Source organism: Curvibacter sp. EU05-FHT14A10 (assembly GCF_058791075.1).
The window spans coordinates 231,353-246,752 of the sequence record NZ_JBYTDE010000003.1 but is presented as its reverse complement, the minus strand read 5'-3'; the positions used below and the strand labels follow the sequence as shown (position 1 = coordinate 246,752).

General features: G+C 63.6%; 14 protein-coding genes and 1 other RNA gene. 10 read left to right on the top strand and 5 right to left on the bottom strand.

Annotation, left to right across the window (positions count from 1 at the left end; translation table 11 throughout):
* Positions 1-91: 91 nt before the first annotated feature.
* Both AC3WUT_RS07120 and ffs read left to right on the top strand, forming a co-directional pair.
* Positions 92-622 (top strand): cytochrome b, encoded by a 531-nt coding sequence (locus AC3WUT_RS07120; protein ID WP_492346374.1) that lies wholly within the window; start codon positions 92-94, stop codon positions 620-622.
* 58 nt (positions 623-680) lie between these two features.
* Positions 681-777: signal recognition particle sRNA small type (gene ffs, locus AC3WUT_RS07115), an RNA gene on the top strand.
* A gap of 236 nt (positions 778-1,013) precedes the next feature.
* On the opposite strand, the gene AC3WUT_RS07110 is transcribed toward ffs, so the two are convergent.
* The 4 genes from AC3WUT_RS07110 to AC3WUT_RS07095 form a co-directional block, all read right to left on the bottom strand.
* Positions 1,014-2,276, bottom strand: a complete 1,263-nt coding sequence (locus AC3WUT_RS07110) for a choice-of-anchor U domain-containing protein (protein WP_492346373.1) — start codon at positions 2,274-2,276, stop codon at positions 1,014-1,016.
* A gap of 24 nt (positions 2,277-2,300) precedes the next feature.
* On the bottom strand, positions 2,301-3,080 hold the full coding sequence (locus AC3WUT_RS07105) for a hypothetical protein (protein ID WP_492346372.1): 780 nt from the start codon (positions 3,078-3,080) through the stop codon (positions 2,301-2,303).
* A gap of 304 nt (positions 3,081-3,384) precedes the next feature.
* Entirely contained in the window at positions 3,385-4,530 is a 1,146-nt protein-coding gene (locus AC3WUT_RS07100; RefSeq protein WP_492346371.1) for an ATP-grasp domain-containing protein, read from the bottom strand.
* A 50-nt stretch (positions 4,531-4,580) separates the two neighbouring features.
* Positions 4,581-5,570 (bottom strand): potassium channel family protein, encoded by a 990-nt coding sequence (locus tag AC3WUT_RS07095; RefSeq protein WP_492346370.1) that lies wholly within the window; start codon positions 5,568-5,570, stop codon positions 4,581-4,583.
* Between the two features lie 199 nt (positions 5,571-5,769).
* Here AC3WUT_RS07095 and AC3WUT_RS07090 point away from each other — a divergent pair, with 199 nt between their 5' ends.
* Positions 5,770-6,951 carry a GGDEF domain-containing protein gene (locus AC3WUT_RS07090; protein WP_492346369.1) on the top strand — a complete coding sequence of 394 codons (1,182 nt, stop codon included), beginning with the start codon at positions 5,770-5,772 and terminating at the stop codon, positions 6,949-6,951.
* A 73-nt stretch (positions 6,952-7,024) separates the two neighbouring features.
* Positions 7,025-7,285 carry a hypothetical protein gene (locus AC3WUT_RS07085; RefSeq protein WP_492346368.1) on the top strand — a complete coding sequence of 87 codons (261 nt, stop codon included), beginning with the start codon at positions 7,025-7,027 and terminating at the stop codon, positions 7,283-7,285.
* A 33-nt stretch (positions 7,286-7,318) separates the two neighbouring features.
* On the opposite strand, the gene AC3WUT_RS07080 is transcribed toward AC3WUT_RS07085, so the two are convergent.
* On the bottom strand, positions 7,319-8,698 hold the full coding sequence (locus tag AC3WUT_RS07080) for a TIGR03862 family flavoprotein (RefSeq protein WP_492346367.1): 1,380 nt from the start codon (positions 8,696-8,698) through the stop codon (positions 7,319-7,321).
* A 245-nt stretch (positions 8,699-8,943) separates the two neighbouring features.
* Between AC3WUT_RS07080 and trxA the strand changes: the two genes are divergently transcribed.
* The 6 genes from trxA to AC3WUT_RS07050 all read left to right on the top strand — a co-directional run bounded on the left by trxA (position 8,944) and on the right by AC3WUT_RS07050 (position 15,351).
* Complete coding sequence (gene trxA, locus AC3WUT_RS07075) at positions 8,944-9,276, top strand: thioredoxin TrxA (RefSeq protein ID WP_492346366.1); 333 nt, start codon at positions 8,944-8,946, stop codon at positions 9,274-9,276.
* A gap of 237 nt (positions 9,277-9,513) precedes the next feature.
* A complete protein-coding gene (rho, locus tag AC3WUT_RS07070; RefSeq protein WP_019573269.1) occupies positions 9,514-10,776 on the top strand; it encodes a transcription termination factor Rho in 1,263 nt (420 codons plus the stop codon).
* 273 nt (positions 10,777-11,049) lie between these two features.
* A complete protein-coding gene (locus AC3WUT_RS07065; protein WP_492346365.1) occupies positions 11,050-11,835 on the top strand; it encodes a class II aldolase/adducin family protein in 786 nt (261 codons plus the stop codon).
* 65 nt (positions 11,836-11,900) lie between these two features.
* Complete coding sequence (locus AC3WUT_RS07060) at positions 11,901-13,466, top strand: ABC transporter substrate-binding protein (protein ID WP_492346364.1); 1,566 nt, start codon at positions 11,901-11,903, stop codon at positions 13,464-13,466.
* 50 nt (positions 13,467-13,516) lie between these two features.
* Positions 13,517-14,491, top strand: coding sequence for an ABC transporter permease (locus tag AC3WUT_RS07055; protein ID WP_492346363.1), 975 nt, complete (start codon positions 13,517-13,519; stop codon positions 14,489-14,491).
* An 8-nt stretch (positions 14,492-14,499) separates the two neighbouring features.
* Positions 14,500-15,351 carry an ABC transporter permease gene (locus AC3WUT_RS07050; RefSeq protein WP_492346362.1) on the top strand — a complete coding sequence of 284 codons (852 nt, stop codon included), beginning with the start codon at positions 14,500-14,502 and terminating at the stop codon, positions 15,349-15,351.
* Positions 15,352-15,400 lie beyond the last annotated feature (49 nt).

The window sequence follows — 15,400 nt, the reverse complement described above, 5'->3', positions numbered from 1 at the left end:
ACATTGGCTTCAGGCCTCTGGCTCAAAATAACCCTTTTTGAAGCGAGGGAGTTCCTCCATGCGTTCCTTGACACCCAAAAACAGATACGGCATGCCCAGCTTGGCACTGCATTGGTTCATGGCCTTCCTGCTGGTCGCCCTGGTGATCTGCGTCGAGCTGCACGAGCTGTTCCCCAAGGGTGATCCGCTCAGGGCAGGCCTGGTGGCCTGGCACTTCCGCCTCGGCCTGGCCGTGTTCGTGCTTGTTTGGTTGCGCCTGGTGCTGCGCTGGGTCGACCGCACCCCCGCCATCACCCCAGCACCGCCCCGCTGGCAAACCGGCCTGAGCCACGCCGTGCAGGGCCTGCTCTACCTGCTGATGATCGCCATGCCCCTGCTGGGCTGGGCCGTGCTCAGCGCCAAGGGCCGCACCATCCCCTTCTTCTGGGGCATCGAATTGCCGCCCCTGGTGGCCCCGGACAAGGCATTGGCCCACACCCTGATGGAACTGCACGAAACCGGCGCCACCATCGGCTACCTTCTGGTCGGCCTGCACACCGCCGCTGCCCTGCTGCATCACTATGTCGTGCGCGACAACACCTTGCTGCGCATGCTGCCCTGGCAACACACGACCAAACATTGACGCCAACCTGAGCGGCCATTGCCCGGAACACCCTTCGCCATCGCATATACTCGTCGCTGACGGGCCTCCCCGCATGGTGAAGCGGCCAACCGGGTCAGGTGGGGAACCAAGCAGCCCTAACTGTGGAGCCAGTGCCGGGGGTAAGGCTCGTCAACTTCTTCTCACAAATCGTTGGTTTTCAAGCACTTGGTCGGGGCCACCGGCGCAAGATGACGATTTGCAGCACTCTCGCCTGGCATCAAACCCTGAACCTCAGGGTGGCTCATGGGACCCAGCATGCAGCAGATGCCAAGCCATTGAAACCCGCCTGAGCACCTCACGCGCTGGGCAATCTGGTTTTGGCTCTCCGGCTGGTTCAAGGTCTCATCGACAAGCCTGCGCACAGGCAGTTTCACGACTTGCGCGATCCAACACTGCCTGAGCCCTGCCGACGAACGCGAAAACCCCATGCGCCGAGCAGCGCCAGACAACAGGCTGTCCCCATCAAACCGAGGGGGGACATTGCCGGTATGGAGGTTGACGGAGGGATCACCGGAACAACCGGATCAGCGATCAGGCCTAAAGTCGGATCGCTGTCGCCAACGCCGTTGTCAGTGACGCTGAAACTGACACTTTGGCCGTTGTTGCTGAACACCACCCCGGGCACCTGGAACCAGGTCGAACTGGACGCCCCGGCCGTGGCAGGGCCATATTTGTATAAAACGGTACCCGAGGGCAGTGCCTGCGCGAAATTGAGCGTGATGGTGATGGTGGCCCCAGATCCACAGTTGTTGGTGGTGAACTGAAAACCCGCACCAGCCACCTGAACCCCTGCCGGTGGACCACTGCCCCCCACACTGGATGGGATGACGAATTGCTGAGTATTGAAGGCGCAACCACCATTGCCACCGCTGAGCGAGGCACCTGTGCCACTGACATAGGTCGCTACATTGGAGTTCTGTTGGTTGTTTTGATTGAACGAGTTGAAGGACAGAACACCGCCCTGAGCATTGTTGGAGGCCACGCCCGCCGTGCTGTTGAAGAATATGCTGGTTTGCCCCAGATTCAGCAGGGCAGCGGCTTGGTTGGCAACGCCTACCGCGCAATTTGAAAAGGTTGAATCCGAGACATCAACCAGGGCCCCCGCTGCGCCGGCCTCCACGAGCAAGCAGTTTTGGGCGTAGCCGAACACATCGACATGTTCCAGCACCAGGTTGGTGGCTGATTTCAGTCGAATGCCATTGTTGCCTGTACCTCCATAGCCGTTGAAGCTGAGATTGCGCAGAATCACCGAGCCTGCCGCCGGGTTGCTCAGGTTGATGACCAGTGAGTCGGCCGCGGCGATGCCGCCCAGGGCAGCCACTTGACCACCACCACCATCAATGGTGACGGGCTGTGTGATGGTGACTGTGGCCGGTGTCGCGGCGCTGCCGCCGATTTGGCTCCCATCAAAAACCCCGGGGTCCAGAAAATCAACCTCGCCACCGCTTGCTGTTTTCAAAAGGGCGCCCGCAAGTGTTGCGCATGGGGCAGTTCTGCTGCAGGGGTTGACATCATCGCCAACTCCCGAAACCCAGGTTCGGCTTGCCTGAGCCCACGCAGGACTGCCAAAAAACATGCAACACACGCCAAGCACAATCGCCTGGCACCACAACAACTGCCGCAGCTTGTTCATGATGCTGCCCTTCTTTATGAGCCATCAGTTGTTGGACACGGTGCCTGAGAAGCTACCGTTGCTTGTATTTCCTTGAACCTGGTTGTTCCCGAAGCTGTTGATGACACCACCGCCGCTGGGGTTGATACCCACAGGATTGCCGAAAACCACGGAGTTCGATAGTTGCACCGAGGCACCCGAGCCAGCAGCCAACACCCCATTGCCGCAAGGTGTCACAGGATTGCAAGTGGTCAGGCTCATGATGAACCTGGAGCGCTCCACAGAAACCGTGGCCGTTCCTCCAGTCACATTTACCGCCAAACCATTGCCAGAGTTACTCACGGTGGTGTCCAGAATTTCAACCAATGGCGCCCCGCTTGAGACGCTGATGGAAATCCCATTCGAGCCGAAGCGGTCGACCTGGACGTTTTGAATGCGCAGGCTGGCACCGCTCGTGAACAAAATGCCCGACAAGCCCGGCGATCCTGTCCCGGCCAGGCCGTTGAAGCGAAGGTTTCGCAGAATCACAGCGTCATTGACACCCGCAGCAACAACGATGCCGTTGGTTCCTGCCACCAGTACGCTAGCCACCTGTCCGCCACCGCCATCCAATGTGATGGCCTTGGTGATGGTCAGCGCACCAAAGCCGGCAGGGTCGAGCGCATCAATTTCGCCACCTGCTGCCGTCTTGGAAATGGCACCAGCCCAGGTTTTGCACGGCGCCGTCCGCGAGCAGGGGTTGGCATCGTCCCCAACGCCCGAAACCCAGGTTCGAGTGGCCTGCGCATGGCCCAGCAGCGGAAACGCCAGTACCAACGCAGCCACCCAGAGGCTCCCGCGGACCAAACCTCTGAACCAAAAAACTCGAATCACAGGTGTAAACATGTCAGATCCGTTTCGTTGAAGGGGGCCACCGGCGTCAAGCCGTAGAACCGGCGTCGATCAGAGTACCCTCATAACTGGGTAATCCGACGCAACCTTGATGCTCAAGCATCATGATCAATGTTGTTACGAATTTTTGCAATAAGGTTGGTTTGAATGGTTCCGCAACGTGGCCCCACCGTTCTCGCCGTCTTTGCGTCTTTGATCAACTCAAGCGACTGAAAGCACGGGTGCCCAAGCAGCGCCTTCAGCCCACATCCCGGCCCGCCGCCCTGAACAGCATCCGTTGAAACGCATCAAATGCCTTTTGCATCACCGCCGACTTGTAAGGGAAGAGGCCGGCAGGGTCGGTGTCGTGAATCCAGCTCTGGTTGTCCGCTTCGAACAGAAGCAGTTGACCGTCTTGGGTTTCAGTGCAGTCCAGCACGAGGTAGTCCAGTCCCATGCGCCGGGCGATTTCGGTCAGGGCACCGGCGTGCCGACGCCCGAAGCCCGCCTCGAAACCTTGCATGAAATCAGCTTCTTCGACGCGAAGTGCGGCTTGTTGAGTCATCGGTGCCGAGTAGTAATGCACCATCCAATGGGACGAGATCGCCATGTGGCAGGCATAGGCCTGCCCCTCGATGAGCGCGATGCGGCATTTGCGATAGAGGCCGTCCGGGCCCGAACTGTCGATGAACTGCGACACGTAGAACTCGGCTTCGGCGTGTTGGGCGAGGTAGTGCTGCAGGTCGCTGAGATACCCGATCCGGGCCAGCCCCTGGCCGCCCTGGGTGCCCAGCGGGCGGACGGTGCAAGGCAGTTCCGTCCATCGCAGCAGATCGGCACGAGAAAGCCGCCGCGTCCGCGGCAGCAGCAGCCCAGGAATGCCGCCGAGCAGACGGCCTAGCTGGTCGCGCAAGCAGTTTCGAAGGTGCTCGGGCCGATTCAAGACCGGACGAGGCCAATGCAGAAGCAACTGCTCGATGCGGTGCAGGCTTGCGTCGTTGCGGCCCGACGAGGCCAGCGCCACAAAGGCCACATCGTGCTCAGGCAGGGCATCAGGCCATGGGGCCTCGGGCAGGACATACAGCAGGGTCAACTCGATGTCGCTGTCCTCCAGAAGGAAGTCAACTGGCGTGTTGTCCATCATGCCTCCGGGCCCCATCAGCACCAACAAACGCAAGCGCGGCTCTGCGCAGCCTTCGATGCGAAAGACCGTGCGGTGCTGCAAGGCCTGTTGCTGCATTTCCATCGCCAATTCGGTGTCGCCAAGGCCCAACATCTGATAGTGCAGGCGCATGTAGAAATTGGCCAGATCAGGCTCGGCACCGGTCTGCTGAAGCAGTTGGGGCCATTGCTGCGCTGTGCAGCGGCTCAGGCCCAACGCCCCCGGGATGGCGGGGAGGTTCATGGGCACCAAACGAGGCATGTGCATACCGTTCGTGCCTTCACCTGTTCGATTCAGGCGGGCTGGCTGAAACGCCGTTCCAGCGCCTCGCGCCCCTGGGGGCTCGTCATCAGCACCAGGGTATTGCCCGGCTGCAGCCAATGGCTTTCATCGGGATTGAAAATCCAAGCCCCGCCTTCGTGGGCGGCCAGCACCACATAGTCGCGCGAGCGAGGCACGGCCTCGCTCAGCGCGCAAGGCACAAAGCCCGCTGGCAGCACCAGTTCCTCCACCCGCATGGCCTCGTCGCTGTGCAACATCTGATCCATGAAATTGACCACATGCGGCCTCACCATGGCCGAGGCGATGCGCATGCCGCCGGTGAAGTCGGGTGACACGATCTCGTCCGCGCCCGCCCGACGGGCTTTTTTCTCGTTGCGGATGTCGTGCAGCCGCACCACCACCCGCACCGCCGGGTTGATCAGCTTGACCGACAGCGACACCATCAGGTTGTGACTGTCGTCACCCGTGACGGCAAATACCCCGGCCGCACGGCTGAGGCCGGCGCGCAGCAGGGCCTCATCGTCTGCCGCGTCCTCGTGCAGGTACAGCGCGTCGGGGTGGTGCTCCAGCCACGAATCCAGCACCTGGCGATCGGTTTCAACTACCACGTAGCGGCGCCGGGTCAGGTCCAGTTCGTCGGCCACATTGGAGCCCACCCGCCCGATGCCGCACACAATGTAATGACCGCTGAGGCGGTCCAGTTCCTTTTGCATCCGCCGTCTCCTGATGGCCGCATTGAGGTCGTAGTCCACCAGCAAGGCCACCATGGTGGAAAACAGGTAACTCATGGTGCCGATGCCCACCACCGCAATCAGCACGGTGAACAAGCGCCCCATGGGGTGAGTGGACAGGTCAACCGTCTCTCCATAGCCAATCGTGGCGATGGTGATGAAGGTCATGTAGAAGCTGTCGATCCAGGTGGCCGTGGGTCTTCCGATGTGGTGGTAGCCCAGCGTGCCGGCGATCTGAATCAGCAGCAACAGCACCAAACCTCGGGCCAAGCCTGAGAAATGTCTGCCGGGAAAGCGTTTGGACAAAGGTGCACCACCGAATTGAATCGGCCGGATTGTGCCACTCACCCGGCCAATCAAGCCGCTTGGACTGACTTCGACCCGTTCAACGGAGGCGATGCAGGATCCCAAATCGGTTTAGAGTGGTTTGCCATCATCCTTGATGGTCTGCTTTTTGCTCCGCTTCAACATGTCAACCCTCCTGCTCGACAGACCGGCCCTGAAGTTCAAGCTCAGACAATGGGCGCATGAGCACGATCAAGTGGCCTCCCAGGCCGGTGAGATCAACCTGGCCCGCATGCGGATGCTGACGCCGCTGCTGGCAGGGCTGAGTGCGCTCTCAACCCTGATCTTTGCCTTTCGGCTGGTGTTGCTGGAGAGCGCCGGCACCTCGCGCGACTGGCTGTTCGGATTGCTCTGGGCCCACCTGACCATGACGCTGCTGATGCTCGCCTTCATGGGGCTGAACCACCACCTGAGACACGGAGCCCGGCGCCTCGCGGGGCAGGTGTTGCCACTGGCTTGGCTGATCACCGTGTTGGCCTATGCCACCGTGCTCACGTGCATCGATCAGTGGGTCACCCCGAACATCACCCCTTTTGTGTTGGGCAGCATGCTGGCGGGCCTGCTGCTGCACCTGAGGCCGCGCGAATCGGCCGCCTTGTTTGCCCTGGCGGCGTTGGGCTTTCTGGCGGGCCTGGGCCTGACTCAGGCCCAGCCCGAAAGCCTGCTCTCCAACCGCCTCAACGGCGTGTGCGCCTGCCTGCTGGGGCTCACGCTGTCGGTGTTGCTGTGGCGCAAATTTGCCATGATCACCTTGCAGCAGCGCGCCCTTGAAAAAGCCAACCAGGCGCTGCAGACCAAACAGCGCGAGCTGGAGCGCCTGACCCGGGTCGATGGCCTGACAGCCCTGCTCAACCGGGCCACCTTCGTCGAGCTGACGCGCAACGAACTGGCCCGGGCCCGGCGTCAGGGCACGCCCACCACCTTGCTGCTGCTGGACCTGGACCACTTCAAACGGGTCAACGACACCTGGGGCCACCCTGCCGGCGACGAGGTGCTGCGCCATGTCGCCGCCTTGTGTGCCGGCACGGTGCGCAGCACCGATCTGGTCGGTCGCCTGGGGGGTGAAGAGTTCATCGTGCTGCTGCCCGCCACACGCCCCGAAGCCGGGCGCATCCTGGCCGAAAAGCTGCGCCTGCGCGTCCAGAACACCCCCGCCGGGGTCCAGGGTCGTCCTCTGACCATCTGCGTCAGCATCGGCCTGGCCAGCACGGCGCCTGATGCCGATGCCAGCTTCGACACCCTCTACGCAGCGGCAGACCATGCCCTCTACCAAGCCAAGCAATGGGGTCGCAACCGGGTCGTGTAAAGCCTCGGTAACAGGGTCAACCTCGCCATTCGTCGGGCGTTATCGGTATCAGAATGCTGACAAAAGGTCTTACATGCTCAACACGCCCCCCACCCGCTCACTGATCGCCTTGGCCGCACTGGCCATCGGCGCCAGCCTCACTGGCTGTGTCGTGGCCCCCATGCCCGCACGCCCTGTGGTGGTGAACCCTGGGCCGGTCTACGTCGCGCCCGCCCCGGTGTATGTGGCGCCCACCTATGCCAGTCCGGGCGTGGGCTGGGTCTGGGTCCAGCACCCCCGCTATGGCTGGGGCTGGCATCACCCCGACCACGGCTGGCACCGCGGCTGGCGCTAAGCCACCGGCGATGGCAAGGCCCGCTTGCCCGGGTCAGGCGGCGATCTGCGTGGCCAACCAGCGCAACACGCCCTGGCCAGCCTGACGCCCGGTGGCCGCACAGGCGGTCAACAGGTAGCCACCCGTGGGGGCCTCCCAGTCGAGCATCTCACCGGCACAGAACACGCCCGGGCAGGAGCGCACCATCAGGTCGGTATCCAGGCCCTCGAAAGCCACGCCACCCGCGGTGCTGATGGCCTCGTCCAGCGGCCGGGTTGCCAACACGGTAACGGGCAGTGCCTTGATGGCCGCCGCCAGTTGGACAGGATCGTTCATCTGCTCCCGGCTCAGCAATTCGTTGAGCAAGCCCATCTTGATGCCTTCCAGCCCCAGCCGCCCCTTCAGGTGGCTGGACAGCGAACGCGAGCCGCGGGGGTGGCGCACCTCGGCCAGGACCCGTTCTGCCGAGTGGTCGGGTAGCAGATCCAGCTCGAAAGTGGCGCTGCCGTGCCGTTCAATGCCACGCCGCAAGGCCGGTGACACCGCGTAGATCAGGCTGCCCTCCACCCCGCTGGCGGTGGCCACAAACTCGCCGCGGCGCTCGAACAACTGGCCCTGCTCGTCCACATGCCGCAGAGCCACCGACTTGAAGGGCTGACCCGCAAAACGCTCGGCAAAGAAGGGGGTCCAGCCGGTCTTGGGCGTGGCTTCGTGGCCCAGCAACTCGCCCATGAACTCGCGCCGTGATTCGCCCCGCCCATTGGCGGTGGCAGCCACTTCAAAGCCGCAATTCGAGGGCCGCAACGGTGCCACGGCCACGCCACGTGTCTGCAGCCAGGGCACCCAGGCCCCGTCCGAGCCCAGACGCGCCCAACTGGCGCCGCCCAGGGCCAGCACCACAGCCCGCGCCGCCACCGCCACAGGCCCTTGCGGGCCCTGCAGCAGCAGCGCCCCCGAGGCGTCCCAGCCCAGCCAGCGGTGGCGCATGTGGAACTGCACGCCCATGCCGCGCAGACGATGCAGCCAGGCCCGCAGCAGCGGCGCGGCCTTCATGTCGGTCGGAAAAACCCGCCCGGAACTGCCCACAAAGGTTTCGATGCCCAAACCCGCCGCCCAGGCCCGCAACTCGGGCCCACCCCAATCCTGCATCGCAGGCTCCAGCGCAGCCCGGGCCTCGGCATAGCGGCTCATGAAGGGGTCATGCGGCTCGGAATGGGTCAGGTTCAAACCCCCCTTGCCCGCCAGCAGAAACTTGCGCCCCACCGAAGGCATGGCGTCGTACAGGTGTACCGGCACCCCGGCGCTGGCCAGCACCTCGGCCGCCATCAGGCCGGCCGGGCCTCCTCCGATCACCACCACAGGGGCTGCGTCAGGATGCGCAGGAGCCAAAGCCGAAGAGGCCACGGAAGAAGTCGAAGAAGCAACAGAAGTCATGAAGGCAGGCAAATCAGAAAAAAGGCGTGGTGAACACCACTCAGCGGCGTCACCCGGGTTGCAAGTATGCGTGACACGCCCCGGGCTTTCCCCGACGACCGTCCGCACAACACCTGCCTGATGGCTTTTGCCTATGTCACCCATAGGCGCCCGATGCCCCATCAAAGGACTTGGTTTCTGTCACAATGCCGCCAACTCCAGCGCATCTATCCTTTTCTTACGCTTCATCCCAAGGAAACGACACCATGGCCAGCGACCTGATCAAACACATCTCCGACGCCTCCTTCGAAGCCGACGTTCTGCAAGCCGACAAGCCCGTGCTGGTCGACTACTGGGCCGAATGGTGCGGCCCCTGCAAGATGATCGCCCCCATCCTGGACGAAGTGGCCACCGGCTACGAAGGCAAGCTGCAGATCGCCAAGATGAACGTGGACGAAAACCGCGACATCCCGGCCAAGTTCGGCATCCGCGGGATCCCCACCCTGATGCTGTTCAAGAACGGCCAGTTGGCCGCCACCAAGGTGGGCGCCCTGAACAAGGCTGCGCTCACGGCTTTCATCGACCAGCAACTGGCCTGATGCCCGAGCGGCCCGCCCTGTGCGGGCCGTGTTTTGCAGGCGCCCGCTGCGCTGAAACGGGCGGCCTGATTTTCCTGTCATAATCAGCGCAATTCATCGGACGGCAGACCAACCTTCCGAATCGAATGTCCGGTTTGCGAGGCCTCTCTCGCCTCCCCCCAAACCTCCCCCGAATCAGTCAGCCCGCAAGGGATTTTTTGGCGACCCCTGTCCGGGTCAGTCCACGCAGGACCCTCCATGCATTTGAACGAACTCAAGGCACTCCATGTGTCTGAAGTGTTGAAGCAAGCCGAAGAGCTTGAGATCGAAAACACGGGCCGCATGCGCAAACAGGAGCTGATGTTTGCGATCATCAAGAAGCGCGCCAAGGCCGGCGAGCAGGTGTTCGCCGACGGCGTCCTGGAAATCCTGCCGGATGGTTTCGGGTTTCTGCGCAGCCCGGACAGCAGCTACACCGCCAGCACCGACGACATCTACATCTCCCCGAGTCAGGTGCGCCGCTTCAACCTGCACACCGGCGACATGATCGAAGGTGAAGTGCGCACCCCCAAGGACGGGGAGCGTTACTTTGCTTTGACCAAGCTCGATGCCGTCAACGGCGGCCCGCCCGAGCAGAACAAGCACAAGGTGATGTTCGAAAACCTCACGCCGCTGTTCCCCAAGGAACAGATGCGGCTTGAGCGCGAAATCAAGAGCGAAGAAAACATCACCGGCCGCATCATCGACATCATCTCGCCCATCGGCCGCGGCCAGCGCGCGCTGATCGTGGCGCCGCCCAAGAGCGGCAAGACGGTGATGATGCAGCACATCGCCCACGCCATCACGGCCAACAACCCCGACGTGCACCTGATGGTGCTGCTGGTGGACGAGCGCCCTGAAGAAGTGACCGAAATGCAGCGCTCGGTGAAGGGCGAAATCATCGCCTCCACCTTCGACGAGCCAGCGGCCCGCCACGTGCACGTGGCCGAGATGGTGATCGAACGCGCCAAGCGCCTGGTCGAACTCAAGAAGGATGTGGTCATTCTGCTCGACTCCATCACCCGTCTGGCCCGTGCCTACAACAACGTGGTGCCCTCGTCGGGCAAGGTGCTGTCGGGCGGTGTCGATTCCAACGCCCTGCAGCGCCCCAAGCGTTTCTTTGGCGCGGCCCGCAAGGTCGAGGAAGGCGGCTCGCTGACCATCATCGCCACCGCGCTGGTCGACACCGGCAGCCGCATGGACGAAGTGATCTTTGAAGAATTCAAGGGCACCGGCAACTGCGAAATCCACCTGAGCCGCCGCCTGTACGAAAAGCGCGTGTTCCCGGCCATCGAACTCAACAAGAGCGGCACCCGCCGCGAAGAATTGCTGCTGGCCCCCGAGATCCTGCAGAAGACCCGCATCCTGCGTCAGTTCATGTACAACATGGACGAGATCGAGTCGATGGAGCTCATGATCAAGAACATGAAGGCCACCAAGACCAACGTCGACTTCTTCGACATGATGCGCCGCGGCGGCTGATCCGCCCCGGCCCCGGCGCCCCGATCAGGGGCGCACCCGAATCCCGCACGCCTTGCCGCCTGCGGGATTTTTTTTGCCCGCGAGCGCCTCAAGCGGGTGCAAAACGGCACCAAAGTCACCCATGCGACAGCCCGGCACAGGGTTTTCAACCGGTTTCAACCTGGCCCGGAACCTGCTAAGTTGATAACTGTCGACAGTCTTCTGTCGAAGATCAACCCAAACAGGGGCGTCTTGCGCTAATGCAAGGCCCCGGCCAACTGGAAGGAAGCGTGCATGTCGACCTTGTCCAAACCCACCGCCGCAGCGGGCCAGAGCGAGCAACAGGTTCGCGAAGACCTGGCCGCGGCTTACCGCCTGATGGCCCACTTCGGGCTGGATGACAGCATCTATACCCATATTTCGGCCCGCGTTCCAGGCACCGAGGACCAGTTCCTGATCAACCCCTTCGGCCTGCTGTTCCGCGACATCACCGCCTCATCGCTGGTGAAGATCGACCTGGAGGGGCGAGTCATCGAGCCCTCGCCCTACGACGTCAACCCAGCCGGCTTCACCATCCACAGCGCGGTGCACTCGGTCCGCCACGATGCTCAATGCGTGCTGCACACCCACACGGTGGCTGGCGTGGCGGTGTCTTCTCTGAAGGACGGGCTGCAGCCGTGCAACCAGTGGGCGCTGCAGTTCTACAACCGGGTCGTCTACCACGAGTTCGAGGGCATCGCGCTCGATCTGGATGAGCGCGAGCGCCTGATCGCCGACCTGGGCCCCACGGCCCGCGCCATGATCCTGCGCAACCACGGCCTCATGACCCTGGGGCGCACCGTCTCCGAGGCCGTGATCCTGATGCTCAACCTGGACCGCGCCTGCCGGGTGCAACTGGCCATCCAGGGCAGCGGCCAGGCTGTCCGGCCCGTTTCCCCCGAGGTCTGCGAGCGCACGGCCCGACAGTACGAAAGCGGCGACAGCAACCGCCTGCCCGGCCAGGCCGACCCCAACCAGCGCGAATGGCTGGGCCTGCTCAAGCACCTGGAGCGCCCCGCGCCCAGCAGCTTCCGCGATTGAAACCCGACTCAACCCCACCACCCCCCCCCTCCCTCATCCCTCCCTACCCACAAAGGACTCCTGCCATGAAGCGTCGTGACGTGTTTCAAATCGCTGCCAGCGGACTCGGCCTGTCTCTTGCCGGCATCCCCCTGAGCGTGCTCGCCCAGGACCGCAAAGGCGGTGTGCTCAACGTTCTGGTGCAGCCCGAGCCGCCGGGGCTGATGCTGGGCATGGTGCAGAACGGGCCCACCCAGCTGATTGCGGGCAACATCTACGAGGGCCTGCTGCGCTACGACGAAAAGCTCAACCCGCAGCCCCTGCTGGCCACCAGCTGGACCATGAGCAAGGATGGGCTGGTCTACACCTTCAAGCTCAAGCCCGGCGTGAAGTGGCACGACGGCAAGCCCTTCAGCTCGGCCGATGTGGTGTTCTCGGTCGACGTGTTCCTGCGCAAGACCCACGCCCGCCTGCGCGGCAATCTGGAGTGCCTGGACACGGTCAAGGCCATCGACCCGCTGACGGTCGAGTTCAAGCTCAAGTACCCCTTCGGCCCCTTTTTGGGCTTGTTCGAGACCGGCACCATGCCCATGGTGCCCAAGCATGTCTACGAAGGCACCGACTTTGCCAACAACCCGGCCAACGCCACGCCGATGGGCACGGGCCCCTTCAAGTTCAAGGAATGGGTGAAGGGCTCTTACATCCAGCTGGTGGCCAACGAGGCCTACCATGCCCCCGGCCAGCCCCTGCTGGAAAGCCTGTACTTCCACGTGATCCCTGACGCGGCCTCGCGGGCTGCCGCCTTCGAATCCGGCAAGGTGGATGTGGTGCCTGGCGGCGCGGTCGAGTTCTTCGACGTGGTGCGCCTGTCCAAGCTGCCCGGGGTCACACTGACCACCAAGGGCTGGGAGTTCTTCTCGCCCCATTCGTGGCTGTGGCTGAACCACCGCAAGGCCCCGATGAACAACGTCAAGTTCCGCCAGGCCGTCATGTTCGCCATCGACCGCGAAGCCATGGCCAAGATCGCCTGGCAGGGCTTTGCCAAGCCGGCCACCGGCCCCTTCAACAGCCACATCAAGTACTACAGCGACGACGTGGCCAAGTACCCGCGCAACCTCGAGAAGGCCAAGCAGCTGCTGGCCGAATCGGGCTACAAGGGTGAGCCGCTGAAACTGCTGCCCCTGCCCTACGGCGAATCCTGGCAGCGCCAGGCCGAGATCGTGCGGCAAAACCTCACCCAGGCCGGCATCAAGATCGAACTCACGGGCACCGACGTGGCGGGCTGGAACCAGCGCCTCAACGAGTGGGACTACGACATCGCCTTCACCTACGTCTATCAGTACGGTGACCCCGCCCTCGGCGTGGCCCGCAACTACACCAGCAGCAACATCGCCAAGGGCTCGCCCTTCAACAACGTCGAGGGCTACAGCAACAGCCGCGTCGACGCCCTGTTCGCAGCGGGCGCCCGCGCCACCGACCCCGAATCGCGCGCCAAGGCCTACCTGGAAGTACAGAAGCTGCTGCTCGAAGAAGTGCCCGTGGCCTGGCTGCACGAAATCAACTTCCCCACGCTTTACCGCAGCAAGGTCAAGAACCCGATCAGCTCGGGCATCGGCCTGAACGACAGCCTGAGCCGCGCCTCACTGACCTGACCTCAACCCTGAGCCCCCCACCCTGAGCCCCCCACTTGCCGGATCTGCCCATGAAACGTCTGCAGTACATGCTCACCCGCATCGTGCAGGGCCTGCTGGCCCTGATGCTGATCGCCACCGTGAACTTCCTGCTCATCCGAGCCGCCCCGGGGGACCCGGTCTCGGTGCTGGCCGGCGAAGCCGGGGCCTCCGATGCCCAGTTCGTGGCCCAGCTGCGCAAGGAATTCGGGCTGGACCAGCCCCTGTCCACCCAGCTCGGCAGCTACCTGGGACACGTGGCCACGCTGGACCTGGGCTGGTCGTACCGCCAGCAGCAGCCCGTGCTCAAGTTGATCGCCGACCGCCTGCCCGCCACCTTGCTGCTGACCGGCAGCGCCTTTGCCCTGTCGCTGCTGTTCGGCGTGGCCCTGGGCGCCATGGCGAGCCGCAGGGTGGGCAGTTGGCAGGACAGTGTCATCACGGTGGTGGCGCTGATCTTCTTTGCCACACCGCTGTACTGGCTGGCCATGATGGCGGTGCTGATCTTCACCGTGCAGCTGGACTGGCTGCCGGGCTTCGGCTTCTTCACCGTGGGCACCCAGCTCAGCGGTCTGGATCAGGTGCTGGACATCGGCAAGCACCTGATCCTGCCAGCGCTGACACTGGCCCTGTTCTACATGGCCGTCTATGCCCGCATGACCCGCGCCTCGATGCTTGAGGTGGCACAGATGGACTTCGTCAAGACGGCCCGCGCCAAGGGGGTGCGCCCTGGCCGCATCCAGCGCAACCACATTCTGCGCAACGCCCTGCTGCCCGTGGTCACCCTGGCCGGCATCCAGGCCGGCGGGATGATCGGTGGCGCCGTGCTGACCGAGACCGTGTTTGCCTGGCCCGGCATCGGCCGGCTGATGTTCGACGCCCTGCTGCAGCGCGACTACAACCTGCTGCTGGGCTGCTTTCTGGTCACCGCCGCGGTGGCCGTGCTGTTCAACCTGCTCACCGACCTGGTCTACACCCTGGTCGATCCGCGCATCGAAATGGCCTGAGGTCCTCCATGAGCTCCCCCTCCAAGAACTCTTTCTGGCGCCGTTTCCGGCGCAACCGCGGCGCCCTGTTCGGCCTCATCGTGCTGATGCTGGTGGCGCTGGTGGTGGCCTTCGGGCCGCTGCTGGCGGCCCACGACCCCTGGGACATGGTCGAACAGCCCTTTCTGCAGCCCGGACAGCAAAGCGGCTTCGCGCTGGGCACCGACACCCTGGGCCGCGACATCCTGTCAGGGGTGGTCCTGGGGGCACGGGTCTCGCTGCTGATCGGCATTGTCTCCACCCTGGTGTCGCTGCTGATCGGCGTCAGCGTCGGTGCCGTGGCCGGCTACTTCGGGCGCTGGGTGGACGCCACGCTGATGCGCTTCACCGAGCTGTTCCAGGCCATCCCCAGCTTTGCGCTGGCCATCGTGCTGGTGGCCATCTTCGAGCCCTCGGTCAAATCCATCGTGGCGGCCATCGCCATCGTCTCGTGGCCGCCCGTGGCACGCCTGGTGCGCGGTGAATTCCTCACGCTGCGCCAGCGCGACTTTGTGGCCGCAGCCCAGCTGTCCGGCCAAAGCACGCCGCGCATCATCCTCACGCAGATCCTGCCGAATGCGGCCTCGCCCATCGTGGTGATGGCGTCGCTGATGGTGGCCACCGCGATCCTGCTGGAGTCCAGCCTGAGCTTTCTGGGCCTGGGCGACCCCAACCAGATGAGCTGGGGCTACATGGTGGGCTCGGCCCGCACCGTGCTGCGCCAGGCCTGGTGGATGGCCGTGTTTCCAGGCGCTGCCATCGTGCTCACCGTGCTCGCCCTCAACCTGGTCGGCGAAGGGCTCAACGATGGCCTGAACGCCCGACTCGATGGGAGACGCTGATGAACGCCGTGATGCAAGACACCCCCAAGCCCAACGCGCTGCCTCACGA

Bases quoted from the DNA above. Each gene is read 5' to 3' on its own strand.
- rho (WP_019573269.1), top strand. From the start codon at position 9,514: ATGCATTTGAACGAACTCAAGGCACTCCATGTGTCTGAAGTGTTGAAG.
- AC3WUT_RS07085 (WP_492346368.1), top strand. From the start codon at position 7,025: ATGCTCAACACGCCCCCCACCCGCTCACTGATCGCCTTGGCCGCACTG.
- AC3WUT_RS07060 (WP_492346364.1), top strand. From the start codon at position 11,901: ATGAAGCGTCGTGACGTGTTTCAAATCGCTGCCAGCGGACTCGGCCTG.
- AC3WUT_RS07120 (WP_492346374.1), top strand. From the start codon at position 92: ATGCCCAGCTTGGCACTGCATTGGTTCATGGCCTTCCTGCTGGTCGCC.
- AC3WUT_RS07090 (WP_492346369.1), top strand. From the start codon at position 5,770: ATGTCAACCCTCCTGCTCGACAGACCGGCCCTGAAGTTCAAGCTCAGA.
- AC3WUT_RS07080 (WP_492346367.1), bottom strand. From the start codon at position 8,698: ATGACTTCTGTTGCTTCTTCGACTTCTTCCGTGGCCTCTTCGGCTTTG.
- AC3WUT_RS07110 (WP_492346373.1), bottom strand. From the start codon at position 2,276: ATGAACAAGCTGCGGCAGTTGTTGTGGTGCCAGGCGATTGTGCTTGGC.
- AC3WUT_RS07065 (WP_492346365.1), top strand. From the start codon at position 11,050: ATGTCGACCTTGTCCAAACCCACCGCCGCAGCGGGCCAGAGCGAGCAA.
- AC3WUT_RS07050 (WP_492346362.1), top strand. From the start codon at position 14,500: ATGAGCTCCCCCTCCAAGAACTCTTTCTGGCGCCGTTTCCGGCGCAAC.
- trxA (WP_492346366.1), top strand. From the start codon at position 8,944: ATGGCCAGCGACCTGATCAAACACATCTCCGACGCCTCCTTCGAAGCC.
- AC3WUT_RS07100 (WP_492346371.1), bottom strand. From the start codon at position 4,530: ATGAACCTCCCCGCCATCCCGGGGGCGTTGGGCCTGAGCCGCTGCACA.
- AC3WUT_RS07055 (WP_492346363.1), top strand. From the start codon at position 13,517: ATGAAACGTCTGCAGTACATGCTCACCCGCATCGTGCAGGGCCTGCTG.